27 protein-coding genes are annotated in these 21,878 nt (G+C 37.8%); 19 read left to right on the top strand and 8 right to left on the bottom strand.

The genetic code is table 11. From position 1 onward, the window contains the following. Positions 1–19: 19 nt before the first annotated feature. Both V5M36_RS04590 and V5M36_RS04585 read right to left on the bottom strand, forming a co-directional pair. Entirely contained in the window at positions 20–295 is a 276-nt protein-coding gene (locus V5M36_RS04590) for a hypothetical protein (protein WP_338562487.1), read from the bottom strand. Positions 296–304: 9 nt separating this feature from the next. After that, a complete protein-coding gene (locus tag V5M36_RS04585; protein ID WP_338562485.1) occupies positions 305–523 on the bottom strand; it encodes a hypothetical protein in 219 nt (72 codons plus the stop codon). 133 nt (positions 524–656) lie between these two features. On the opposite strand from V5M36_RS04585, the gene V5M36_RS04580 reads away from it, so the two are divergent. Beyond that, a complete protein-coding gene (locus V5M36_RS04580) occupies positions 657–1,337 on the top strand; it encodes an XRE family transcriptional regulator (protein WP_338562483.1) in 681 nt (226 codons plus the stop codon). Between the two features lie 72 nt (positions 1,338–1,409). Then, positions 1,410–1,712 (top strand): hypothetical protein, encoded by a 303-nt coding sequence (locus tag V5M36_RS04575; protein WP_338562480.1) that lies wholly within the window; start codon positions 1,410–1,412, stop codon positions 1,710–1,712. Between the two features lie 582 nt (positions 1,713–2,294). Here V5M36_RS04575 and V5M36_RS04570 read toward each other — a convergent pair. Further along, positions 2,295–2,690: a hypothetical protein gene (locus tag V5M36_RS04570; RefSeq protein WP_338562477.1), complete on the bottom strand. Its 396-nt coding sequence runs from the start codon at positions 2,688–2,690 to the stop codon at positions 2,295–2,297. A gap of 387 nt (positions 2,691–3,077) precedes the next feature. Here V5M36_RS04570 and V5M36_RS04565 point away from each other — a divergent pair, with 387 nt between their 5' ends. From V5M36_RS04565 to trpC, 12 genes are all read left to right on the top strand, one after another. Further along, positions 3,078–3,323 (top strand): hypothetical protein, encoded by a 246-nt coding sequence (locus V5M36_RS04565; RefSeq protein ID WP_338562474.1) that lies wholly within the window; start codon positions 3,078–3,080, stop codon positions 3,321–3,323. Beyond that, entirely contained in the window at positions 3,320–3,556 is a 237-nt protein-coding gene (locus V5M36_RS04560; RefSeq protein ID WP_338562472.1) for a hypothetical protein, read from the top strand. The genes V5M36_RS04565 and V5M36_RS04560 overlap by 4 nt, the downstream gene beginning before the upstream one ends. Continuing rightward, positions 3,553–3,846 (top strand): hypothetical protein, encoded by a 294-nt coding sequence (locus V5M36_RS04555; protein ID WP_338562470.1) that lies wholly within the window; start codon positions 3,553–3,555, stop codon positions 3,844–3,846. Before V5M36_RS04560 ends, V5M36_RS04555 begins: the two co-directional genes overlap by 4 nt. Positions 3,847–3,856: 10 nt before the next feature. Then, positions 3,857–4,924, top strand: coding sequence for a hypothetical protein (locus tag V5M36_RS04550; RefSeq protein WP_338562468.1), 1,068 nt, complete (start codon positions 3,857–3,859; stop codon positions 4,922–4,924). Positions 4,925–4,946: 22 nt separating this feature from the next. Next, positions 4,947–5,819, top strand: a complete 873-nt coding sequence (locus V5M36_RS04545; RefSeq protein ID WP_338562466.1) for an ATP-binding protein — start codon at positions 4,947–4,949, stop codon at positions 5,817–5,819. Then, entirely contained in the window at positions 5,816–6,103 is a 288-nt protein-coding gene (locus V5M36_RS04540; RefSeq protein ID WP_338562463.1) for a hypothetical protein, read from the top strand. Before V5M36_RS04545 ends, V5M36_RS04540 begins: the two co-directional genes overlap by 4 nt. After that, positions 6,103–6,333, top strand: coding sequence for a hypothetical protein (locus V5M36_RS04535; RefSeq protein WP_338562461.1), 231 nt, complete (start codon positions 6,103–6,105; stop codon positions 6,331–6,333). The genes V5M36_RS04540 and V5M36_RS04535 overlap by 1 nt, the downstream gene beginning before the upstream one ends. After that, on the top strand, positions 6,333–6,683 hold the full coding sequence (locus V5M36_RS04530) for a hypothetical protein (protein ID WP_338562459.1): 351 nt from the start codon (positions 6,333–6,335) through the stop codon (positions 6,681–6,683). Before V5M36_RS04535 ends, V5M36_RS04530 begins: the two co-directional genes overlap by 1 nt. Continuing rightward, complete coding sequence (locus tag V5M36_RS04525; protein WP_338562457.1) at positions 6,673–6,876, top strand: helix-turn-helix transcriptional regulator; 204 nt, start codon at positions 6,673–6,675, stop codon at positions 6,874–6,876. The genes V5M36_RS04530 and V5M36_RS04525 overlap by 11 nt, the downstream gene beginning before the upstream one ends. A 115-nt stretch (positions 6,877–6,991) precedes the next feature. After that, a complete protein-coding gene (locus tag V5M36_RS04520; RefSeq protein ID WP_338562455.1) occupies positions 6,992–7,576 on the top strand; it encodes an aminodeoxychorismate/anthranilate synthase component II in 585 nt (194 codons plus the stop codon). Positions 7,577–7,594: 18 nt separating this feature from the next. Then, positions 7,595–8,641, top strand: coding sequence for an anthranilate phosphoribosyltransferase (gene trpD / locus V5M36_RS04515; RefSeq protein WP_338564043.1), 1,047 nt, complete (start codon positions 7,595–7,597; stop codon positions 8,639–8,641). A 19-nt stretch (positions 8,642–8,660) separates the two neighbouring features. Beyond that, complete coding sequence (trpC, locus tag V5M36_RS04510; protein WP_338562453.1) at positions 8,661–9,470, top strand: indole-3-glycerol phosphate synthase TrpC; 810 nt, start codon at positions 8,661–8,663, stop codon at positions 9,468–9,470. Between the two features lie 394 nt (positions 9,471–9,864). Here trpC and V5M36_RS04505 read toward each other — a convergent pair whose 3' ends face one another. Next, entirely contained in the window at positions 9,865–12,069 is a 2,205-nt protein-coding gene (locus tag V5M36_RS04505; protein WP_338562451.1) for a TonB-dependent siderophore receptor, read from the bottom strand. A 345-nt stretch (positions 12,070–12,414) separates the two neighbouring features. Here V5M36_RS04505 and V5M36_RS04500 point away from each other — a divergent pair, with 345 nt between their 5' ends. The 4 genes from V5M36_RS04500 to V5M36_RS04485 all read left to right on the top strand — a co-directional run bounded on the left by V5M36_RS04500 (position 12,415) and on the right by V5M36_RS04485 (position 15,267). Further along, the gene (locus V5M36_RS04500; protein ID WP_338562447.1) at positions 12,415–13,104 is read left to right on the top strand and encodes a Smr/MutS family protein; all 690 of its coding nucleotides are present in this window, start codon (positions 12,415–12,417) and stop codon (positions 13,102–13,104) included. Positions 13,105–13,198: 94 nt separating this feature from the next. Next, the gene (gene folE / locus V5M36_RS04495) at positions 13,199–13,747 is read left to right on the top strand and encodes a GTP cyclohydrolase I FolE (protein ID WP_338564040.1); all 549 of its coding nucleotides are present in this window, start codon (positions 13,199–13,201) and stop codon (positions 13,745–13,747) included. A 73-nt stretch (positions 13,748–13,820) separates the two neighbouring features. Further along, positions 13,821–14,180 (top strand): cupin domain-containing protein, encoded by a 360-nt coding sequence (locus V5M36_RS04490; RefSeq protein ID WP_338562444.1) that lies wholly within the window; start codon positions 13,821–13,823, stop codon positions 14,178–14,180. Between the two features lie 556 nt (positions 14,181–14,736). Continuing rightward, positions 14,737–15,267 carry a hypothetical protein gene (locus V5M36_RS04485; protein WP_338562441.1) on the top strand — a complete coding sequence of 177 codons (531 nt, stop codon included), beginning with the start codon at positions 14,737–14,739 and terminating at the stop codon, positions 15,265–15,267. A gap of 586 nt (positions 15,268–15,853) precedes the next feature. Here the strand turns inward: V5M36_RS04485 and V5M36_RS04480 are convergent. The 4 genes from V5M36_RS04480 to hemE all read right to left on the bottom strand — a co-directional run bounded on the left by V5M36_RS04480 (position 15,854) and on the right by hemE (position 20,404). Next, on the bottom strand, positions 15,854–17,788 hold the full coding sequence (locus tag V5M36_RS04480; RefSeq protein WP_338562439.1) for an Lnb N-terminal periplasmic domain-containing protein: 1,935 nt from the start codon (positions 17,786–17,788) through the stop codon (positions 15,854–15,856). A gap of 70 nt (positions 17,789–17,858) precedes the next feature. After that, entirely contained in the window at positions 17,859–18,329 is a 471-nt protein-coding gene (locus V5M36_RS04475; protein WP_338562437.1) for a DUF3015 family protein, read from the bottom strand. A gap of 187 nt (positions 18,330–18,516) precedes the next feature. After that, positions 18,517–19,314 (bottom strand): DUF817 family protein, encoded by a 798-nt coding sequence (locus V5M36_RS04470; protein WP_338562435.1) that lies wholly within the window; start codon positions 19,312–19,314, stop codon positions 18,517–18,519. 16 nt (positions 19,315–19,330) lie between these two features. Further along, complete coding sequence (hemE, locus tag V5M36_RS04465) at positions 19,331–20,404, bottom strand: uroporphyrinogen decarboxylase (RefSeq protein ID WP_338562433.1); 1,074 nt, start codon at positions 20,402–20,404, stop codon at positions 19,331–19,333. Positions 20,405–20,628: 224 nt separating this feature from the next. Here hemE and V5M36_RS04460 point away from each other — a divergent pair, with 224 nt between their 5' ends. Beyond that, the gene (locus tag V5M36_RS04460) at positions 20,629–21,867 is read left to right on the top strand and encodes a L,D-transpeptidase family protein (RefSeq protein ID WP_338562431.1); all 1,239 of its coding nucleotides are present in this window, start codon (positions 20,629–20,631) and stop codon (positions 21,865–21,867) included. Positions 21,868–21,878: the final 11 nt, after the last annotated feature.

The following is a 21,878-nucleotide window of genomic DNA, read 5'->3' as shown; positions in this document are numbered from 1 at the left end:
AAAAGCCTGAGTTCTAACCTCAGGCTTTTTTAATGTCTAAAATTTGGTTATGCCCGCCATTTCCACTGTGTGACCCCGTTGTCACTACTGTGCCCTCGTGCGCCCTCACACGCTTATTTCTTTCGATTCGCTCAAGTGCGACACTTACTGCATGATGTTCACCAACGATGGATTTTTCGATGAGAAGTGTTAATTGCTTGTTGTATTCCAAACCGTTAAACGCAGCGATGTCGTTCAATCGGGCTTTCATGTCAGGTGAGAGTTTTAATCTTACGTCTTCTTTTTCGAGGCTCATTTATGGCTCCTATGCGGTTAAGGATTGGAATTCTTTAAGGGATGGGCAAAGGTCGATAGCTTTAAATACTCCGTTTGTTGCCTTTTCTGCTCTAAGTGCAACGATTTCGGACATGTTCCAACGGCCTTTGATGTAGCCACTGATGTTTGATTGGCTAACTTTTAGGGCTCTAGCAGCTGATTCTTGACTGCCAAAGTGCCCTACCAATTCACTGTATAAGGTTTGCATTAGCATTCTCTTATTAAAATATAAGTAACACACTCAATATATTAGAATACTAATATAGAGTCAATAAGTATTCTTATTTGATTAAGTATTAGTTGGCTAATAATATTAAAGATAACTAATGAGGTTTTTTAAAATGCTTAAAGACAGACTGAAATTTGCTCGAAAGAAAGCTGGTAAGTCTCAACTGGAAGTGGCAGAGGCAAACAACATTACTCAGTCTGCTTATAGTCAATTAGAAACTGGACGTGTGGATTCATCATCCCACTTGCCTGCTATTGCAAGATACTTGGGTGTTGATGCTTATTGGCTGCAAACGGGTGTTGAGAACAGCAATTTCGTTCCAGTCGAAACTTGGGATTCCGAAACACCGCTTGACGATGATGAAGTGGAAATCCCTTTCTTCAAAGATTTTAGCTTTGCATGTGGCTCTGGTTCTATTAGTGAGGCAATGGCTAATGAAACACGCAAATTACGAATGGCAAAATCAACTTTAAGAAATCTAACGGTTGAAAAAAATAATGCTATAGCTGCCACCGCATCTGGTGATTCGATGAGCCCAACAATTAAAGATGGTGATACCATTTATGTGGATTTAGGAAGAAAAACTATTAAAGATGGGAAGATATTTGCTGTTTGTATTGGTGGATTGTTTTATTGCAAGCGCTTATATAACCTGCCTTTTGGTGGTGTTCGAATTGTTTCGGATAACTCAGATGAGTTTCCAGAAATTCAATTAACAGTAGACCAGATAAAAGAGCAAGATTTTCAAATCAATGGCTGGGTTTGGCAAATTGCAACACTGGAAAGATGGTAATAAAAATACCCCCTCGGATCGCCAACTTTGACGAGCCGAGTAATTAAAATTCCTAAAAGAAAAGAGAAAATAATGATCGCAACCCTCAATAAATCCAAAACCGCGCTATCGATTAATCGACAAGAATTTAAGTTGGCATTAGGTAAGATTGGTGCGGGAATTGATAAACAAATAGTCTCGCTCAAAAAAGCCAAGCAAAGCTATGACGCTGGGGAAATTGCACACGAAGTCATTAGTGAGGCAAATATCTTTGAAGCCATTATTGAGGGATTTAACGAAGCAGAAGGCACTAATCTAAAGCTGGTTGATATAACCAATATTGAGGTGGCTCAAGGATGGTTAGACGAGTTTGTGGAGAAGTATTCAGAGGTATAAATAGCTCTATTAATTTTGCTGTCTGGATTAAATAACTGAAAAATCACCCTACTCATAAGGAAATGAGTGCTTAAAAAGAACAAAAGGTGACAAGCAATGAATAAATACGACTACATACAGCTAGGGTTGCTCTTTGTATTAGCAGGTTTAGCTTGGTTTTCAATAGGTTTTTAAACTGCAAACCCGACGCAGTCCTTTAGATCGGGTGGAGAGGATGGGTGATAGACAAGAAAGTGTGGATAGAGTTACTGAGATTGGTACATGCAAGTCAAGCAAAAGGTGAGCATCTCAATGCTAACAATCTTGTTGAGACGTTTGGCTTTAAAGAACTAACATATAATCTTAAATACCTAGAGAGCAATAACCTGATATCGAGAGAAAATCAAAATCTCGATGATGCTTTTGGTGAGTATGGGCTCACGCATACAGGTTATGACTTTCTCGAAAAAAATGGCGGCTTAACCCGAGAGATAAACGAAAAGCTCAACACGGTTTTTATAAAGATAGATGAAGAGCAATTTAAAGCACTTCTTATTGCTCGTATTGAAAAATCAGAACTTCCAAAATCTCAAAAAGAGTCGGTTATTGCAGAGATAAATAATCTACCTTCGGCGCTAATAACACACCTTGCAACAACACTACTTGATGCTGGTCTAGAGAATCTACCGAACGCACTCCAATCAATCGGAATCGGTTTTTAGATTCTTCACCATTTTCGACCACACGCTTAAACTCTAAGTATGTGTGGTTGTTTACACCTAAAATTAATTCATCCTGCTCTGTTTCTGCATAAATTAAAAAATCATCACAAAAGAATGAAAATCCATTTATTTTAACATCACTATTTTCAGTATCATCATCCCCAATAGAGGCAACCTTATAGCTTACTTCAACTGTTTTTGTTAGTTGAGTTGTTCTTCTTTCTTCTAAAAATTGATTATTTATATAGTTTTCTGAGCTGCGCCATTGAATATCCATAACAAACTCCAAATAACCCACCTCGCGTGGGTTTTCTTTTGTATAAAAATAAAAAAATATGTATATAAAACGTACTTTAAGGATTATAATTTAACCTTAACCAACACTTAACTTGAGTCATGATTACACTTGTATCGCTCTTAGTAGTTAATGCTGCAGCAATAATCGCAACAGTAATATTTACCCACACAAAATAAAGAAGCTTTGAATGAAAACCCACCTCGCGTGGGTTTTCTTTTGTCTATTATAAGTCAAAAAATAAGTTTAATAAAATAATATTAGTAAACTTATTGACTACCAATATTAGTATGCTAATATTTATCTCGTAGACAACAAAAAGCCCAGCAACTTTCGACGGGAACTGGGCCTCACAACAACGAGGTAATTATGAACCAAATACATCCAAAGAGTCAAACGACTCAGATCCTCTATCAAGAGCCGACACAGGCTGAAATGAATCCATCTTTCATTCAAGGCGCTATCTCTACCCTTCAAAATATTTCGCTGATCGTTGTAATCGGTGCAGCTTTCATCTTCACGTCTTTAACCATTATGCGTGGCTGTGCTGATGATGTGGAGCGTCAACATGCTATGGCGATTAAGCATCAGATTCAGTTTGGAGGTGGGAAGTGAAATTTATTCAAGTTGAAGATGTGGTTTTAAACGCTGAGCACATTGTGGCCGTAACTGAGCACATCGAAAGAGTTTCTATACCCAGCGAAGATGACCTTCCTTTTAATGAATACGAAAGCAAAGTTAATGGGATTAATGTTTTCACTGTTATTTGCAGCGAAGAGAGTCATTTTGTCTTTAAGACTGAAACTCTAGGTAGCTTCTGCGAAAAACTCAAGGAGGCTACTCAATGAACGCAATCCCTAAATTTTCTGAGCAGATTGAATCAATAGAATTAGCGCGACTGACTGCGGTGTTAAATCGAACTGCACAAAGCTTAGTTGAATTGTCAGATGAGCGCGACACAGTGTCAGATTTTGACGGTCACACAATCGCAATAACCTATGTGGGCCGTGGCTTCGAGTCTATCGGATTATTTCTATCAAATGCTTATTCAGTCGAAACGCGCATTCGCTACATGACTGATAACTTGACTCGATTGACCAAGATCAAAAACCACATTTTAGAAGAAATGGCAGCTTAAGGAAAAGAATATGAATGCTAAATTTGAATTACAAGAAATAGAGCAAAACGTGATTGTACAAGCGTTTTCACAGGTTGGTGGTACGCAGCAATTGGTTGCTCGAATCGCTGAAGAAGCTCGTAAGCATGTACCAGATGTGACAACTAAAAAAGGTCGTGATGCCATTGGTTCAAATGCAATGAAGGTGAGTAAGTCTAAAACGCTTATTTCAAAACTTGGTAAAGATTTAGTTGCTGAAGAAAAAGCGCGAATCAAACTGGTTGATGCTGATCGTATTCAAGCAGAGAAAGAACTTGACGCTTTGCGTGATGAAATCCTTGCACCGCGTGATGCTTGGGAGCAAGCGGAAAAGGATCGAGTTACTGGACTTGAAAATAGAATTCTATCAATTCAGCAAATGTCTTTAACTGACGGTCTTAATTCTAGCGAAATCAAAGCTCGTATTGAAGATTTGGAAAAAATAGACACTGTTGAATCTTGGGGTGAGTATCAAACAAGAGCAAGACTAACTCAATTCGAGGCTCTTGAAGCTCTACGCACTACACTTGTTGCCTGTGAAAAATACGAAGCCGAACAAGCAGAATTAGAGAACCTTCGCCTTGCTGAGCAAGCACGCATCCAAGCTGAGCGTGATGCACAAATTGCACGTGAAGCAACTGAAAAAGCCAATCGTGAAGCTGAGGAAAAAGCACGTTTTGAAGCTGAAAAAGTTCAACGCGATAAGGCTGAATCAGAGCAGCGTGAAGCTCGATTATTAGCTGAAAAAGAAGCTGCGGTTTTGCGTGAACAGCAATTAAAAATTCAAGCTGAACAACAGGCTAAACAAGCTGAAATTGATAAGCAGCAAGCGATTGAAGCTGAGCGTCTTCGCAATATAGCTGAACAAGCTGCTCAAGCCGTAGCTGAACGCAAAGCTGAAGAAGCTCGACTAGCCAATCGTGAACATATGCGCTCAATTCACCAAGAAGTTTCAGCTGCAATGCTCGGTCTAAATACAGGTCTTTCGGATATTCAAATTAAAGACTTGATCACAGCTATCGCTAAAAACCAAATTCCACATATTTCAATCAAATACTAACTGGTTGATCGGGAGAATAATAATGAGTAATGAAATCTTCGCGTTCACCAAAGCTGAACGAAAAAAAGCAAAATTAAAACTAAACCTTAGTGGCCCATCTGGTTCAGGTAAGACATATAGTGCACTTCAAATGGCATCTGGCTTGGGTTCTAGAATCGCAGTTATCGATACAGAGAATGAATCAGCTTCTCTTTATGCAACTGAGTTCACGTTTGACACTCTACCTATGCGACCACCCTATTCACCTGAGCGCTTTGTGGGTGCTATCCAAGCTGCTTACAACATGGGTTATGACGTGCTGATTATTGATAGCGCATCACATGAGTGGACTGGTAGTGGTGGTTGTTTGGAAATAAATGACAAAGCTGCTGCGAGATTCAAAGGTAATACATGGTCAGCATGGTCTGAAACCACACCTAAGCACCGTAAATTTATCGATGCCCTACTCCAAACCGACATTCACATCATTACCACAACGCGATCTAAAACAGAGACTGTTCAGGGTGAGGGTCGCAAGATTCTCAAACTCGGTATGAAGTGTGAACAGCGTGACGGATTTGAATATGAGCTTACCGTGTCTCTCGATATGCTTCATGAAAACCATGTTGCGATACCAACCAAAGATCGTACAGGCTTGTTTAGTCATGATGGTGAGCAAATTACCAAGCAAACTGGTGAGCGAATCTTAGCTTGGTTAAATGATGGTCGATCTCAAGAAGAAGCACTGGCAGCACAATTTCAAGAGGCCATTGAACGCATCGGCAACTCTAATGATATTGCTGAACTCGGGATTATCTACACACCATTCAAAGGCACTGAGTATGAGCAAGATGTGATTGAAGCTTGCGGTCAAAGAAAGGCTTCTTTAACTCAAGTTCAGGGAGCTATCCAATGACCATGATGATTAGTTTGTCAGTCGACAACATCCCTGTCGGAGCAACGGATTACGACACTTTGGGTGGGATGCTTAGCTTTCACAGAGATGATGAAACAGGCTTTTTTTACTGGGCTGGATCATGGGTTCCACATAGTTCGAACTACCCCAAAAATCGCATGACCAAGATTGGTGATATTGAGCCTTACCGTGAGCGTAAAGCACCGCCTAAAAAGAAAGTATCGGTTCCAATGCAATCTCAGCCGATATATCCAGTGAACCGTGGCAAATGGGTGGGCGACTAATGAAAGTACCTGAAAAAATACAACTAGCATTCATCCAATTCATCTTTTGCGGTGGCTATAAAGTCAAGCCTACCCCATGCGGTGTCCAGTATTACAAAGCTGGTAAAGATGCCCTTTTTATCGGTACTAATTGCCAAATGAATGAAGCGATGAGGGCTCGATGGGATCTGTTTTGCAAGATGTGGCTTAAGAATGGCAAAGAATTTTTAGATGAATTGGGAGTTAAGTGATGGAAACAAAACAATTAGAACCTGCTGAAATTATTCGCAGTGAAATGGGAACTTGGACTCATCCAGTTTATTCACAATATCTTGAAACTTTTGGTGATTCTGAATTTATATCGCAAGAACAATGGAGTGACCTCAAGAAGCACTTCGATATAGACACTGTCATGCTTTGGATGGAAAGCAGTATTAATTCTGATGATTGGGAAATCATGATGGATAACGCTGATATCACAAAATGGGACCCTATCACACCAACTGGCTTTTTCTTAATTGATATTAGCTTTAGCGAAGATGATGCCTATGCAATTTTCGCTAGAAATAAGCGTGAAAGTGAGGTGGATGATGAAAATTGACCGTCGTGTTCGAGCTTCTGAGTTTATGAGGCTCATGTCTGTAGGTCGAACCAAGTTTTACAGAATGATTCAAGATGGAGAGGTTCCAGCTCCAGTTCGCCTAAGTGATAAAGAAGTGTTCTGGTATGAATCAATAGTGAAAAAAGAGGTTGAAAAATTCAAACCCAAAGGTGATATAGTAGCCTGCTCTTAGCAGGCCTTTTTTATGGAATATAAAATTTCATGCTTTGAGGGAAACGGGTAACAAAACGGGTAATACCCCGAGTAGAACTTAAAACATTCACAAATATCAATAGGTTATTATCAAAATGCTTTTAATGATAGACAATTACGATAGCTTTACTTATAACATTGTCCAATATTTTGGTGAGTTAGAACAAGAAGTAAAAGTCGTTCGTAATGATCAAGTCACGTTAGAGGAAATTGAACGATGGCAACCTCAGTATTTGGTGATTGGTCCAGGACCTTGCTCTCCATCTGAAGCAGGTATCTCTATTCCTGCGATTCAACATTTTGCTGGAAAAATTCCGCTACTTGGCGTCTGTCTTGGGCATCAAGCGATTGGTCAAGCCTTCGGCGGCTCGATTATTCGTGCTAAAAATGTCATGCACGGCCGCCTATCGGACATGTATCACAACGATACCGGGATTTTCAGCAACCTTCCTTCTCCATTTTCAGCAACTCGTTATCATTCTTTAGTGATTGATCAAACTTGTGTGCCTGAGTGTCTTGAAGTGAATTGTTGGACCCAAGAATCAGATGGCTCCATAGAGGAAATTATGGGTGTAAAGCATAAGACATTAGCTGTCGAAGGCGTGCAGTTCCACCCTGAATCTATTTTGAGCCAACATGGTCATCAAATATTTAAGAACTTTTTAGAAAATTATGCATAAATGAGCGTAAAACAGAATATGAATATCCAACAAGCTTTAAATAATATTACCAAACATATCGATTTAACTCAGCCACAGATGGAAGAGGTTATGCGCACCATTATGCGTGGTGAGGCAACTGATGCTCAAATAGGCGCCCTGATGATGGGTTTACGTTTAAAAGGCGAAAGTATCGATGAAATTACCGCAGCTGCACGCGTCATGCGTGAGTTTGCAACTAAAATTGATGTGAGCGATTTACCTTACTTAATTGATATTGTTGGTACAGGTGGTGACGGTCAAAACCTATTTAACGTCTCTACTGGATCGAGTTTTGTCATTGCAGCTTCAGGTGCAACGATTGCAAAACATGGTAATCGTGGTGTATCTACAAAGTCAGGCTCATCTGATCTGCTGGAAAAAGCAGGGATTAACCTTGATCTGAATATGGAACAAACGGAACGTTGTATCCGTGAAATGGGCGTAGGTTTCTTGTTTGCCCCCAATCATCACAAAGCAATGAAATACGCGATTGCGCCTCGTAAAGAACTAGGCATTCGTAGTATTTTCAATTTACTAGGCCCGCTTACGAATCCGGCTGGTGTAAAACGCTTTGTCATCGGTGTTTTTTCCAATGAGTTATGTCGTCCAATTGCTGAAGTCATGAAACAGTTAGGTGCTGAACATGTCATGGTCGTTCATTCAAAAGACGGTCTAGATGAAATTAGCCTTGCATCTTCTACCTATGTGGCTGAACTTAAAAATGGTGAAATTACCGAGTGGGAAATCACCCCTGAGAGTGTAGATATTGAATCACAAGCTCTTTCAGGTCTCATTGTTGAAGGTTCTGATGAAAGTTTGACGCTCATTAAAGATGCTCTAGGCAAGAAAAAATCAGCCATTGGTGAAAAAGCAGCAGCAATGCTGGCGCTCAACGCAGGTGCTGGTATCTATGTTTCAGGCCTAACGACTAGTTATAAGCAAGGTGTCGCTCTGGCGCATGACATTATCTATGGCGGACAAGCTTTAGAAAAAATGAGTGTGTTGTCTGAATTTACGAAAACCATGAAGCACTACGAAGTTTAAAATTTAAGGAAGATCCGTCATGGTCGATATTAAAAATACCATATTGGGTAAAATTGTTGAACGTAAGCATGAAGAGTTTGCTGATCGTTTAAAGAAATATAGCCTAAAAGATGTTGAAGAACTTGCAAAAGCAGCAACACCTGTACGTGGTTTCGCTCAAGCTTTAGCACAAAAGCGCCCTGCTGTTATTGCAGAAATTAAAAAAGCATCGCCGTCTAAAGGGATTATTCGTGAAAACTTCAATCCTGCTGAAATCGCTCAACAGTATGAAGATGCAGGTGCTGCGTGTTTGTCAGTACTTACAGATGTGGATTTTTTCCAAGGCGCGGATGAAAACATTCAAATCGCGCGTGCACATTGTTCGCTTCCTGCCCTCCGTAAAGATTTTCTCATAGATCCTTATGGTGTAATCGAAGCACGTGCGTTACATGCAGACTGTGTACTATTAATTGTGGCCAGTTTATCCAATCAACAATTGGAAGAAATGTCACAAACTGCTTTCGAACATAATCTGGATGTTTTGGTTGAGGTCCATGATGAAGATGAGCTTGAGCGTGCATTACGCTTAAATGAGCGTTGTATTTTAGGTGTAAATAACCGCAACTTAAAAACCTTCGATGTGGATTTAAACACCTCAGTGCGTTTGAAGAATCAACTTGAAGCATCTCGTTTATTGGTTACTGAAAGCGGTATTGCAACACCCGCTGATGTTGCAATGATGCAAGAAAATGATATTCATGCATTCTTAGTCGGTGAAAGCTTTATGAAACAGCCTCGCCCTGATCATGCATTCCGTGACTTATTTGGTGTACCTCACTCTATTAAATAAATCAAAATAGAGTGAAAAATTTATCTCTGTAACATTGAGTAAATTATTGAGTAAATCATGAGTAAATAAAGCGAAGTCCTGTATTTAAAAACTTATGTTAGGTATAAAGGATTAGATACGAAATAAAAATGAGAGCCATGTGCTCTCATTTTTTATTTGATTGAATTAGACGTTTTCATAAGTCATTTTTTACATGCACAAGCAACAAGCAACAAGCAACAATCAACAACCAACTCACAAATTCGTATACCTTCAACCTAGCCTTCTCACAAAGGAAGAAGGCATTTTTAGATATGAATTTATTGTCGCTCCATGATCTTTTTGGTTGGTGCAAGAGGTCTAATTTTAGTTTTTCTTGTTCATCATCAGTGAGCAAAAAGAATAAAATCACGTTTTAAAAATTATAACGCAATGTGAGTGTTGCATTACGAGGGTTCGCCCAAATCATATTATCTGAACCGATACCATCGTAATACTTTTTATCGAATAAATTATTGATATTGATTTGAGCACTCAAGTTTTGATCGAACTTATATCCAACCATCAAATTTGCAAGATATAAATCGTCTCGGTCTATACGGGAAGACCCTGTGCCAGTATAAATTTTACTGTAGTAATTTAATCCTGCACCCGCAAACCAAGACTCGTTCTTATACTTTAAAAATAAATCTGAAGTGGTTCTTGAGTTTTTTGTATTGGCTTTATTCCCTTTGGCATCTTTAGCCTCAAAATGAGCAACACCAAAACTAAGTCCCCAATGGTCATTAATTTCACCATCAATGTTCAGCTCAACACCCTTACTGGTCACACCTTTGACCCCGTAATAGGCATTTTCAGCAGTTAAATTTCCATTTTGATCTTTAACTTTGATATTCGAACCATTTTGATCTAATAATAATTCCGCAAAATTATCTTGTTCTATTCTAAAGACCGACAAAGCAGCATTAAGTTGACCATCAAAATACTCACTTTTTAGTCCCAGCTCATAACTATTACCCTCGCTTGGATCTAAGTAGACACCATCTTCTGCTTTTTTATCTTGAGGCTTGAATATACTGGTATAGCTTGAATATAAAGAATAGTTTTTATTTAAGTCATATACAAAACCAAAGTATGGCGTAACTTGATTGTTAAATTCACGATTTCCAATTTGATTTTCAGCTTCAAACTCCCAATTTGAAAGACGAATACCAGCAACAGCTTTGAGAGGATCAAGAATATGAAATTTACCTGCAATATATGCAGCGGTTTGCGTTTTATTATTGAGTACACCTTTCTGGTTTCTCAAAACAGGGACAACAAGCTGAGTATTGATATGGTTAAAATTTAAAGCGTCAACATTTAAAACATTTTGCCCTGTATAGAATGATCCTCCAAAATCATTCTTCTTAAGTTCTGATTTATTCCATGCTCCCCCGAATATAATTTCTTGCTCTTTCCCTGCAATCTCAAATGGTGCAGAAACAAATACATCGACATTATTTTCATCAGTTCGTCGGCTATCAGCGTACACAGAGACATTGCCATTAACAGCCAATGTATTGGTTAATTTATCAACTCTTCCTGTGGTATATAACAGGTTAGAATCAGCATCTTCTCTTTTAAATAAATATGATAAATTTAAATTCACACCATTTGTAAAGGTATGTTTTAAATCTGCAAAAAGCATTGAAGTGTTGACGTTCCAATACGTCCAATCAGAACTCACCGTCAATGATCGATCAAAATTGGTACGTGAACCATCATTATAAAAAGCAGGCAAACCACCCCATCGTACACCATCTCGATTTAATTCTTGATACGTTGCAGCAAGTGATAATAATGTTCGATCACTGATATCATAATCAATAGCACCATACGCGATTCGGCGTTCTCTTTCCGCAAGATCCATAAATGAATCTTCATCTTCATATTTAACGTAAACTCGACCACGTAAAGAACCATCATTATTCAGTGGTGCAGATAAATCAGCCGAACTCGCATAGCTATTCCATGACCCGATTGAACTCGCGACATTCCCTTTTAATTCTTTGGCATTCGCATGTTTACGAATTAAATTAAGCCCCATGGCTGGATTTCCAGCACCCGTCATTAATCCATTCGCACCTTTTACCACCTCGACTCGATCATAAATACTCAGATCCAAATCTCCTTCGGAAAGATTTGCTGACGTGGGTTTGCCATCAATTAGAAAGTAATCCACTTCAAAGCCACGTGCATAGGGTCTTAGACGTTCATCCGTTCGTTGACCTGAAACCCCTGTAATATTACCGATCAGCTCTTGAAAGGAGCTAATATTTCGATCATCTAGATATTGTCTTGTATATACTTTTACTGTTTGAGGCGTATCACGGATGGATAAATTTAATTTCGTTGAGGTACTCGTTCTACCTGTTGTATAGCTTCCTGAATTTTCTGTAATCGCACTTGGCTGTTCTGCGCTGCTACTGATTACTGGTAATTGATTCATTTCTTCATTTAAAGCTTTATTCTCAGCTTCATTTGCGTAGGTAGTTGTGAAAACTGCACTGGAAGAAAAACAGATCATTTTTATTGCGAGAGCTAATGGTTTTTGACCAAAGCGGACAGATTTAATCATAAAGAAATAACCAATATGGTGGATTTATTATCTTTCTTTAAAACTTAATTTAAATTGAAAGTATTGAAAAACAATACTAAAACAATATAAATACAAATGATACTTATTCTTATTAGCATTCAATATTGTGATATTTTTTCGTTTTCCAATCTCTATTTCCAATTATTCAAGAATGAATAGTTCATCCCTTTGAGCAGTCGTTTAAGTGGCTATAAATTTCTATAATTGAAAAAGATCCCGAAAATTAATGAGATCTAAAAGCAATCTGAATGCAATTCAGTTCTCATTTGCAGCAATACAGACTATAATTTAAAGAAATTCAACTTATTTCATGTTTTATAAACTATGAGCAAACATGACTCTTCGCTATCAAAAGATCAGTACAACTTACTCAAATCTTTTAAAAAGCAAATAACCCACCCACATACCACAGCCTTGGAAAATCGCGTTGAGCCTCAAATTCAGGCTGAAGTTTCACCTGAAGATGACGATTTGGAATTGTTCCAAAAATCGATGCAAGGTGTTCAAAAAATTGATAGTTCAAATATTGCCAAGTTAGCCAAATCGAAAATTAAAAAACTCGATAGCCAAACTTTGGCAAAACGTGCGGCTGCAGAAGGTCCACAGTTGATCGAAGGAGCGACTCTTTCTGACACACAGGCGATGTTAAACCCTGTCGCGAGTCAAGCGGTTTTAAGCTATCGAATTGCGACATTACAGCATAAGGTTTTTGAAGATCTAAAAGCAGGAAATCTACGCTGGTTTGAAGCTGTCGATTTACATGGTTGTACCATTGAAGAAGCGCGTATGGCTGTACTACAGATTATTCAGATTGCAAAAGATGAAAATCAGAATGTACTTAAAATTGTACATGGCAAAGGCCCTGAAGCCATTTTAAAAACGTATGTAAATGGTTGGCTTCGTCAGCATCGTGACGTTCTCGCGTTTGTGAGTGCCCCAGAAAAACAAGGTGGCACTGGTGCAGTATTAGTTTTACTCAAACGTACAGAAAAGAACCCAAAATTTAGTCAATAATTGGATTTTTTTACCAAAATACGGCAATGCAATTGTTTTCTGATACAATGCCGTCCTTGTTCAATCTCAGTGTAAGTGAACACGTCTTATGTCTATGCAGCAATCCTACGCCAACATTCTTACAGCCGTTGGTGAAGATCTTAATCGTCCTGGTCTAAAAGATACGCCAATGCGTGCTGCAAAAGCTTTTTCGTATTTAACATCTGGCTACAGCCTCACTCTTGACGAAGTGACCAATAAAGCGGTCTTCCCTTCTGATAATTGTGAAATGGTTCTGGTCAAAAATATCGAATTCTACTCGCTTTGTGAGCACCATTTATTGCCATTTTATGGTCGTGTGCATATTGCATACTTACCAGAAGGCAATGTTTTAGGCTTATCCAAATTTGCCCGTATTACAGAAATGTTTGCTCGTCGTTTACAAATTCAAGAAAATATGACTCAGCAGATAGCTGAAGCCGTTTCTGAAGTGACTGGTGCGCGTGGCGTTGCTGTTGTGATCGACTCTGCTCATATGTGTATGATGATGCGTGGTGTAGGTAAACAAGAATCTACAACGCGCACTGTATCCTTTCTTGGTGACTTTAAAACCAATAAAGAAGACCGTCGCGAATTTCTCAGTGCCGTTCCAGAAAGTCATTAATACTAAAGAACCTCAACTCGTGTTGGGGTTTATTTTTTCGAATTAAATTTTTTAATTTTGAGGCATAGTCAGAATGTCATCGATTTTTTTAGCCGGTCATGGTTTAACACCAAGTCACTCAAGTACTGACTTTCCTCGCCCCGAAAGATTGGTAAAAGGAAATCCGCGTCGTCAAACAGAAAGCATGTATGAACATCCAAATATGGGATGTGGCATATGGCACTGCGAAGTTGGTGCATGGAATATCGAATTTGCTGAAAATAAACAAGAATTCTTTCAAGTGATCGAAGGTATAGTTCGTATACACAATCAAAAGACTCAGTCCTATATTGAAATTCAAGCGGGTGATGCTGGGATTATTCCTCCAGGATTTGTCGGGACTTTTGAGGTGATTCAAGCAGTCAAAAAATATTATGTTCTTGTTGAAATTTAAAATTGAGATCTAAAGCAAAATTTAAAGCTGAGCTTTAAAAAAATTTAAATTTTAATTTGAGAATTAATCATTTTATTCAAATATCTAGTTTCAAGAAAATCATTGATGCTTTTTATACCAAAGCCTTTTTTCAAAAGTTATTCTTTACATCACAAAATCACAATCAGTATTCTCTCATTCTGGTCCTCTACCTCATAGATAAAGAGTTTTTTCCTATTAATTGATTGCCAGTTAATGATTTTTTTATTTATGAATTTATTTATCAAAGAGATCTACAGAATGATGATGCAATGCTGATTAGACTTAGATAAAAAGTGATTGATGTAGATATAAAGCCGATCTGTAATACAAATGTAATAAGTGTCTCTTAAAAATATTAAATAACTTAATAATATCAATATCTTAAAAAAACAAAATTACAATCAAACAATTAGTCACATCTGTAACAGCCAATCTGGCTGTTTAAACGTTACAGTAAAGATCAAATGATATATGACAAATGATTCGTCATTTTCAACTTTGCATAACTAACATAACTGAATGAAGGATGTTCACCATGGCAACTACACAAAAGAAAACCACTCCTGCGAACAAAACTAAGTCATCGAAGACAGATGCGAAAGATACACAAGAAAAAGCAAAGAAATCAACATCAACCCCAGCTGCATCGAAAAAAACTGATGTTAAAGATAAACCAAAGGCAGAAAAAAGTAGCAAGACTAAAGCGCCAAGCAAAAAACAATCTAAAGTTACTAAAAAAGAGGAAAAAAATGCAAAAATAGAAAAAAAATCAACGTCTAAAGCTAAGCCTCAAACGAAGCAAGAGAAAAGCAAAGACACTAAAGCCAAAGATATTAAGACCAAAGATACTAAAAAGGCGACTAAAACTAAAGATTCTAAAACCAAAGAGTCGAAACTTAAAGACTCTAAAGTTAAGGAATCTAAAGCAAAACAACCTAAGGCTAAACAATCTAAAGCGACTGATAAAAAAGCTGTTAATTCAAAACCAGCGAAAGTCAGTTCAAAAGCATCAAAATCTGCGAAATCTAAGACTTCTAAAAAGAGCTCTACAAAGTCTAAGAAGTAATTGCTCGAATAGCTGAGAAAAAATAAATTCGATTTAATTTATTTTAATATTCGCGATGAATCAATGAAATCTTATTGCTTGGGATTTCATTGATCTATAAATTTTCTGAATTTATTTTATAAAAATAATTTTAAATCGTTTAATAAATATTCCACATTATATTTAACTTCAACTTTTTTTTTGCCTCAAAATAATTTTTCAGTATCAAATCACGTTCATTAAAATCACAGATATTTCATCTTGAGATACTGCTGATTACTCTCTTTAGAATCAAATCAATTTTCAGTATTCATTTTTAACATAACTTTCTTTTATAAAGTCTTCTTTTATTCAGTTTTGTCTTTAATATAGTTTTGAGAACAAGTTTCTGAAATTAATGAACTAATCTTAGCAAATTGAAATTAAAAAAATAAGACACTATTCAGCTAAAAAGCGAAGCCAAAATCATTTATATAAAATTATGAGAAATAAAATTGTCAGTAGATTATTAGATTTTATATTGATGATTTTATGTCCAACTTTTAAATAGTTTGTGGATTTCGAATCTTTCTGGATTTGATTTCACAAAAAGAATGAGTGAAAATTTTTAGAAAAAGTTCAGGTAAGCAATATTCCATTTATCCCAGTCACGGTCTTGTTGAGATTGATACTCCCAACCGAAGCGCAAAGCATTTTGAGGATTAAACTGAAATTGAATATTTGAATTAAAACGCATATTCCACGTATGAGAATCTTCCCAATATGGCAGCTCAATCTGATTGAGCGTATTGATACGATCACTCCAAATATTTTGACAGCCTAAGGTCGGGCCTATTCCCAAACGCCAGCCCTTATCTAAGGCTTTTCCTGCTTGAAATTGATTTTGAACCTGAACATAGCACAGATGTTTACGCTCTTGATTAGCCATGCTGAAGCCAAATTGAGATTTTATATTCAGCACACCATGTTGTTCAAGTTCGCTAAATTGACCCTGTCCATCTAAGGATTGTTGTTGCCATCCGACATTAAATCCCCAGCTCAATGGTGTTTTAAAAGGCGTGATAGGGTTAAATGAATTCACACTCAATAGATCAAGATGATTGAGCTTTAAATGGTCTTCTCGATATTGGAATGAAAAATCCAAAAACATGAGTTGAGTACCAATCCGATACCCCCCATGTGGATCAATCAAATCATGGTACGCCTGACGATGCCCTACTTCGACAAAACTTTGCCCTTGAACTTCACCTGTCTTTATGGAGAGATTTCGAGCATGGTGCGATTGAGTTGGATCAACATTAGGCGTATCTGGTGCTTTACGTTGTTTATCTTCTTTAATTTGACTTCGTAATACCAACAATTGACGTAATCTAGGTTGAGCAAATGCTTCATCTACCTGCCGACCGATGAATTGTAAATAGAGGTCATCGTAAGCCATCTCCAATACTTTGGCACGATCCAATGCTGAAAGCTGATTGACTTGCGTTGACATTTCATTCATATCTGCAAATGCCAGTGTATGAGCACGCTTGGCTAATTCAACACCATGCTGTTTTGCTTGCGATAGTAATTGTGTTTCTAATGCTGGACGGTAAACCGTTTCCTTGATGAGATCTTGTTGAGCAATCGATTTAATCGTTTCAATAGGAATTGCAGCAACGACGAACTCATCTTTTAAATTGAGATTTGGACGCACTAAATCAATTAAACCCAATAAGCGATATGCACAGTTATCACTCACAAAATAATAGGGAAAAGTAACATGTTTCATTTCCCAAAGATGCTTTACCAAAAACTGAGTTTCTTTCTCATTAAAATTAAGTTCGTACTCCCATAAATCTCGACTTTCAAAATCACCATACTCTTTCACCTTACGGTAATAAGGCATTAAAGAATATTCACCAGGATACTTACCGACCAAACCCTTCCACGCATACGACCAGTTATCTTGATTATTGACAGTGGCTGCATAATTCACTGCATATGAGACCAAATTTAATTCTTTTTGATTTTTAGGGTCTAGACGCAATAAAGTGTGCCCGAACATTGAACTCGGGTTCCCCATAAAGTCGGTCGCATATATTAAAGTGGCTTTATGCGGTTTAATGTGTGACATCCAATCATCGAGTTCCGGACACGCTATCTTGGGCAAGTCTGTCATTGGAATATTGAGTCGCTGTATGAGCCATTCACTACGTGCTGGAAAGCGACAACGAATCGATTGATTCGATTCCATTTGATCAAACAAGGATTGAATATTGGCGTCTAATTCTTTGTTTAGATTATTTCTTCCGGAGTCTGAAAAAAAGTATCCGTCGTAGCTCACCTCACTTTTACCTTTTCGATCGGCATACATTAATCGTTGCCATGTCACATCTGCAGCCATATTTTGCTGCTGGGCTTGTAAAATATAACGGCTTGCACTTTGACTTGAAGTTATAAGATCTAAGGATTCAGACTTAAGTAGAGGAGCAGATAAGGTCACTGACGATATCAATAAGGTAGAACTCAATAGTGTGAAAGCTAAAGCATTTTTATTCATTTAAATTTATATTTATCATCTACTGAGCAGGAAAAACCCTGTCAATTGACAGGGTTTCATTCATTAAAACTTATACGTAAGCTTTAAGTACTTCGTCTTTCGCCATTACTGCTTGTAATGAAGCCAGTACTTGTAAAGAGTTTTGGTTTTCAACTGAATAAATTTCTGAGAAATTCTGCTGAGATACTGTAAAGAAACGTGCTTTATCGTCTGCTTTAATATTTAATAATTCAGCAAGTACATTTAAGCTTTCGCCTTGACCTACCGCCATATCACGCGCCAGTGTTTCAGCATTTTCATTGGTAAAAGTAACCGCTTGTGCTGTAACAGCGCCAGTACCGCTACAACCTAAAGTACCAAAAGTGATCCCCAATAATTGGTTGGTAAAAATACCGTTCGTTGTCGCTGCTAAAATTTTAGGAACTTTACCAGTTTGACCTGCCCATACTTGTGAACCGACACCACAACCCACATCCTTGTCAGCAAAAGCAGCTGTTGAACCGACTGCCACTACTGCTGCTAAAATCATTTTTTTTAACATATTAATGCTCCAGAATTATTAATATTTGAATGTTATTTATATACTTTAGCGTGTAAAACTTCCTTACACTGCATAAAGATAGCGTTATCTTGCTGATAAGGCAAAACAAATCACAATATTTTGGTGAATCAAATTTAAGCTATTGAAGTACTTAAATTTTTAAAATAATTTCATTTTTAATAGCGCGCTATTTGGTTAAATTCCATTGACCTGTTTGATCACGCTGTCCCAGTATTTTTAAGACCAAAACTAAGCTCAGTAATAAGAGTAAATACCACGATCCAATTTTACCCCACCCCACCACATGCCAAGTCTCCACTTGAGATGGATAGAGCCAAATTTTATAAAAGGTACTGATATTTTCAGCAATCCAAATAATAAATGCCAAAACAAGCAGAACAGGCAACATGGGTAAATTCATTTGATGATGCTGAAGTTTAAAATAAATTTTAGTATCCCAGAATATGACGATGCTCCACAAAAACAGTACATTCCGAAAATCATTTATAAAAAACTTAGTCATAAAATTAAGGTAAGACAAAATAGCCAACGACAGCATATTGGCAAAGGTCGGCAAGCGTGTAAATGACACTTCATACAAACGTAAAGACCGTGCAAAAAAGCTGCCCACAGCTGAATACATAAACCCCGCAAAAAGAGGTACCGTCATGATTTTAAATACAGCAGGTTGAGGATAATACCAAGATGCGATTTGAGGATGGGTTAAAAAGATTTCCATAAGCATGGCCATGATATGGAAAATAGCAATGACTTTGGCTTCTGCCCAAGACTCAAGTTTGAGCAGAATTAAACAGGCTTGAATAATCAATGCGTAAAATAACAAATAATCGTATCGGAATAATCCGTAGTATTCCTGATTCCCCATGGGTGAAGTTATGGCAAATGCAATCAGGAGCAAAATACCAAATAAGGCAGCGTAAGCTGCCTTATGGTGAAATTCAAAAATTGATTTCAAAAAGTTCATAAAAGCTACAACAATATCAGCCTAAGTATTTCGCACTATATTCATGCACAGTGTCAATAAATACTTTTGGATTTGCAGGATCGACCCACTGTGTAATTCCATGTCCTAAGTTCGCCACATAGCCCGTTTTTTCACCATTCGCATAGGCATCATCCAACATTAGTTTGACTGATTTTTCAATACTTGCAGGTGTGCCATATAGCGTTGCAGGATCTAAGTTTCCTTGTAATGCTGCGCGACCATTCACTGTTTGACGTGCAACATTCAATTGTGTTGTCCAATCTAGACCAAAAGCATCAGCACCCGTCGCAATCATTGGCTCTAGCCATTGACCGCCACCTTTGGTGAATAAAATGACTGGAACTTTACGACCTTCGTTTTCGCGTTTCAAACCATTTACAATTTTCTGCATATACTTCAGTGAAAATTCTAGATATTCACGGTGTGCTAATGCACCACCCCAACTATCAAAAATTTGAATCGCTTGCGCACCTGCATCAATTTGAGCATTTAAGTAATCAATCACCGCATCTGCCAAGCGATCTAACAAAGCATGCAAAACTTCAGGCTGGGCGTACATCATATTTTTGGTATAACGGAAATCTTTACTTGAACCTCCCTCAATCATGTAAGTTGCAAGTGTCCATGGACTTCCAGAGAAGCCAATTAAAGGCACTTGCCCACCCAATGCTGAACGAATAGTCGAAACCGCATTCATTACATAATCTAAATCAGATTTCGCATTAAATTTCGGTAGGTTCGCCACATCCTGCTCAGTACGAATGGTTTTACGAAATTTAGGACCTTCGCCTGTTTCAAAATAAAGTCCTAATCCTAAAGCATCGGGTATCGTTAAAATATCTGAAAATAAAATCGCTGCATCAAGATCATAACGGCGTAACGGCTGTAAAGTGACTTCACAGGCAAAATCTTGATTTTTACATAAAGAAAGAAAATCACCAGCAGTAGCCCGTGTAGCACGATACTCTGGTAAATAACGACCTGCTTGACGCATCATCCATACTGGTGTGCAATCTACAGGTTCACGTAACAATGCACGTAGAAAACGATCATTTTTTAAGGTCGTCATTTACTTTCTCAATGTTAAATTTAAATTATCTCGATCATATCAAAAAGGCTTTCAATTTAAACATTTCTTGGCATTATATTTACAGATGATGTGCATCTGAAAAAACTGGAATAAAACAAAACAACTACTGCACAACGGTCTTTTTTCTGTAATACTTCGTTGGTTTATACAAATCAATATGAATTTCTACAAATCAATATGAATAATTCTTAAGGTTGAATTACATGTTCGTTCGCTCAATACTTGCTTTGAGTTTAAGCTGCATTTTAACTGGTACTGCATTCGCTGCTAATACAACTGCTGAACAACCGTTAACTCCGAGCCCAGTAACCGCTATTGAAGATCCGATTGATCCTCTTGCAGTTGATTCTTCTGCGTCTGCAGCTGAGAGTCGACCTGTCGAAGCTGATGTTATCACGCAGCAAGAACAAAACGATTTAAATCGCGCTGCCGACACATTGCAAAATTTAGAAAATACTGAAGATCAAACTGCGGATATTGGCAGTGCGCCTGCTTCTTCTGCAATGACGTCTACTTCGTCTTCTCCAGCTGCAAAAGCATCATGGACTTTAGATGGTTTGAATAATGCTTCATGGTACGACAATATCGGTAAAGGTCAATTTCCGGTCTATGCTCGCGCACATGTAATGCTGAACAATGCTCATGCTTCTCCAGGTGCAATTGACGGCACCAGTGGTAAAAATACATTGAAAGCAATTGCTTCATTTCAACAAATGAATGGATTGAAAGCTACAGGTATTTTGACCCAAGAAACTTGGGATGCGTTAATTGCAAAACAAGGTGGTAAACCTGCTTTTGTGACCTACACCATCAGCGCTGAAGACTTAAAAGGTCCGTATGCGAAATCAATCCCAAGTGATTATGCTTTACAAGCCAAAATGAAAGGTTTGTATTACACACGCACTTCGGAAATGCTCGCTGAAAAGTTTCATCTTGACGAAGGTTTCTTGAAGAAACTCAATCCAAATGCAACCTTTAATAAAGTGGGTGAAAAAATTATAGTGACCAATATTCGTAATGAATTGCCTGAAAACATTCATTTGATTGTGGCTCACAAAGGTGCAAAACAGCTGTACTTGTTTAATCAACAAAATCAAATGGTCGGCTCATTCCCTGCAACTATTGGTAGCTCGGAAACACCATCACCTGCTGGAACTTATAAAGTAACTGGCGTCGCGCCAAATCCTTGGTATAGCTATTCACCAAGTAATTTCGTACAAGGGAATAATAACAAACCCCTTTCATTACCACCGGGTCCAAACGGCCCAGTCGGCAATATCTGGATTGGTTTAAGCAAAAAGTCATTTGGTATTCACGGTACACCGAATCCATCTTTGATTTCGAAAACAGCATCTCATGGTTGTATTCGTCTAACCAACTGGGATGCTAATGATCTAGGAAAGAAAGTGAAATCAGGCGTTACGGTCAAATTTTTAGAATAGTCCTAAACCTT

The sequence above is a fragment of the Acinetobacter sp. KS-LM10 genome (assembly GCF_036896575.1).
Taxonomy (GTDB): domain Bacteria; phylum Pseudomonadota; class Gammaproteobacteria; order Pseudomonadales; family Moraxellaceae; genus Acinetobacter; species Acinetobacter avistercoris.
Note: the sequence above shows the minus strand (reverse complement) of the source record. Positions and strands in the feature narration are given on the sequence as shown.

Bases quoted from the DNA above. Each gene is read 5' to 3' on its own strand.
- V5M36_RS04590 (WP_338562487.1), bottom strand. From the start codon at position 295: ATGAGCCTCGAAAAAGAAGACGTAAGATTAAAACTCTCACCTGACATG.
- V5M36_RS04585 (WP_338562485.1), bottom strand. From the start codon at position 523: ATGCAAACCTTATACAGTGAATTGGTAGGGCACTTTGGCAGTCAAGAA.
- V5M36_RS04580 (WP_338562483.1), top strand. From the start codon at position 657: ATGCTTAAAGACAGACTGAAATTTGCTCGAAAGAAAGCTGGTAAGTCT.
- V5M36_RS04575 (WP_338562480.1), top strand. From the start codon at position 1,410: ATGATCGCAACCCTCAATAAATCCAAAACCGCGCTATCGATTAATCGA.
- V5M36_RS04570 (WP_338562477.1), bottom strand. From the start codon at position 2,690: ATGGATATTCAATGGCGCAGCTCAGAAAACTATATAAATAATCAATTT.
- V5M36_RS04565 (WP_338562474.1), top strand. From the start codon at position 3,078: ATGAACCAAATACATCCAAAGAGTCAAACGACTCAGATCCTCTATCAA.
- V5M36_RS04555 (WP_338562470.1), top strand. From the start codon at position 3,553: ATGAACGCAATCCCTAAATTTTCTGAGCAGATTGAATCAATAGAATTA.
- V5M36_RS04550 (WP_338562468.1), top strand. From the start codon at position 3,857: ATGAATGCTAAATTTGAATTACAAGAAATAGAGCAAAACGTGATTGTA.
- V5M36_RS04545 (WP_338562466.1), top strand. From the start codon at position 4,947: ATGAGTAATGAAATCTTCGCGTTCACCAAAGCTGAACGAAAAAAAGCA.
- V5M36_RS04540 (WP_338562463.1), top strand. From the start codon at position 5,816: ATGACCATGATGATTAGTTTGTCAGTCGACAACATCCCTGTCGGAGCA.
- V5M36_RS04535 (WP_338562461.1), top strand. From the start codon at position 6,103: ATGAAAGTACCTGAAAAAATACAACTAGCATTCATCCAATTCATCTTT.
- V5M36_RS04530 (WP_338562459.1), top strand. From the start codon at position 6,333: ATGGAAACAAAACAATTAGAACCTGCTGAAATTATTCGCAGTGAAATG.
- V5M36_RS04525 (WP_338562457.1), top strand. From the start codon at position 6,673: ATGAAAATTGACCGTCGTGTTCGAGCTTCTGAGTTTATGAGGCTCATG.
- V5M36_RS04520 (WP_338562455.1), top strand. From the start codon at position 6,992: ATGCTTTTAATGATAGACAATTACGATAGCTTTACTTATAACATTGTC.
- trpD (WP_338564043.1), top strand. From the start codon at position 7,595: ATGAATATCCAACAAGCTTTAAATAATATTACCAAACATATCGATTTA.
- trpC (WP_338562453.1), top strand. From the start codon at position 8,661: ATGGTCGATATTAAAAATACCATATTGGGTAAAATTGTTGAACGTAAG.
- V5M36_RS04505 (WP_338562451.1), bottom strand. From the start codon at position 12,069: ATGATTAAATCTGTCCGCTTTGGTCAAAAACCATTAGCTCTCGCAATA.
- V5M36_RS04500 (WP_338562447.1), top strand. From the start codon at position 12,415: ATGAGCAAACATGACTCTTCGCTATCAAAAGATCAGTACAACTTACTC.
- folE (WP_338564040.1), top strand. From the start codon at position 13,199: ATGCAGCAATCCTACGCCAACATTCTTACAGCCGTTGGTGAAGATCTT.
- V5M36_RS04490 (WP_338562444.1), top strand. From the start codon at position 13,821: ATGTCATCGATTTTTTTAGCCGGTCATGGTTTAACACCAAGTCACTCA.
- V5M36_RS04485 (WP_338562441.1), top strand. From the start codon at position 14,737: ATGGCAACTACACAAAAGAAAACCACTCCTGCGAACAAAACTAAGTCA.
- V5M36_RS04480 (WP_338562439.1), bottom strand. From the start codon at position 17,788: ATGAATAAAAATGCTTTAGCTTTCACACTATTGAGTTCTACCTTATTG.
- V5M36_RS04475 (WP_338562437.1), bottom strand. From the start codon at position 18,329: ATGTTAAAAAAAATGATTTTAGCAGCAGTAGTGGCAGTCGGTTCAACA.
- V5M36_RS04470 (WP_338562435.1), bottom strand. From the start codon at position 19,314: ATGAACTTTTTGAAATCAATTTTTGAATTTCACCATAAGGCAGCTTAC.
- hemE (WP_338562433.1), bottom strand. From the start codon at position 20,404: ATGACGACCTTAAAAAATGATCGTTTTCTACGTGCATTGTTACGTGAA.
- V5M36_RS04460 (WP_338562431.1), top strand. From the start codon at position 20,629: ATGTTCGTTCGCTCAATACTTGCTTTGAGTTTAAGCTGCATTTTAACT.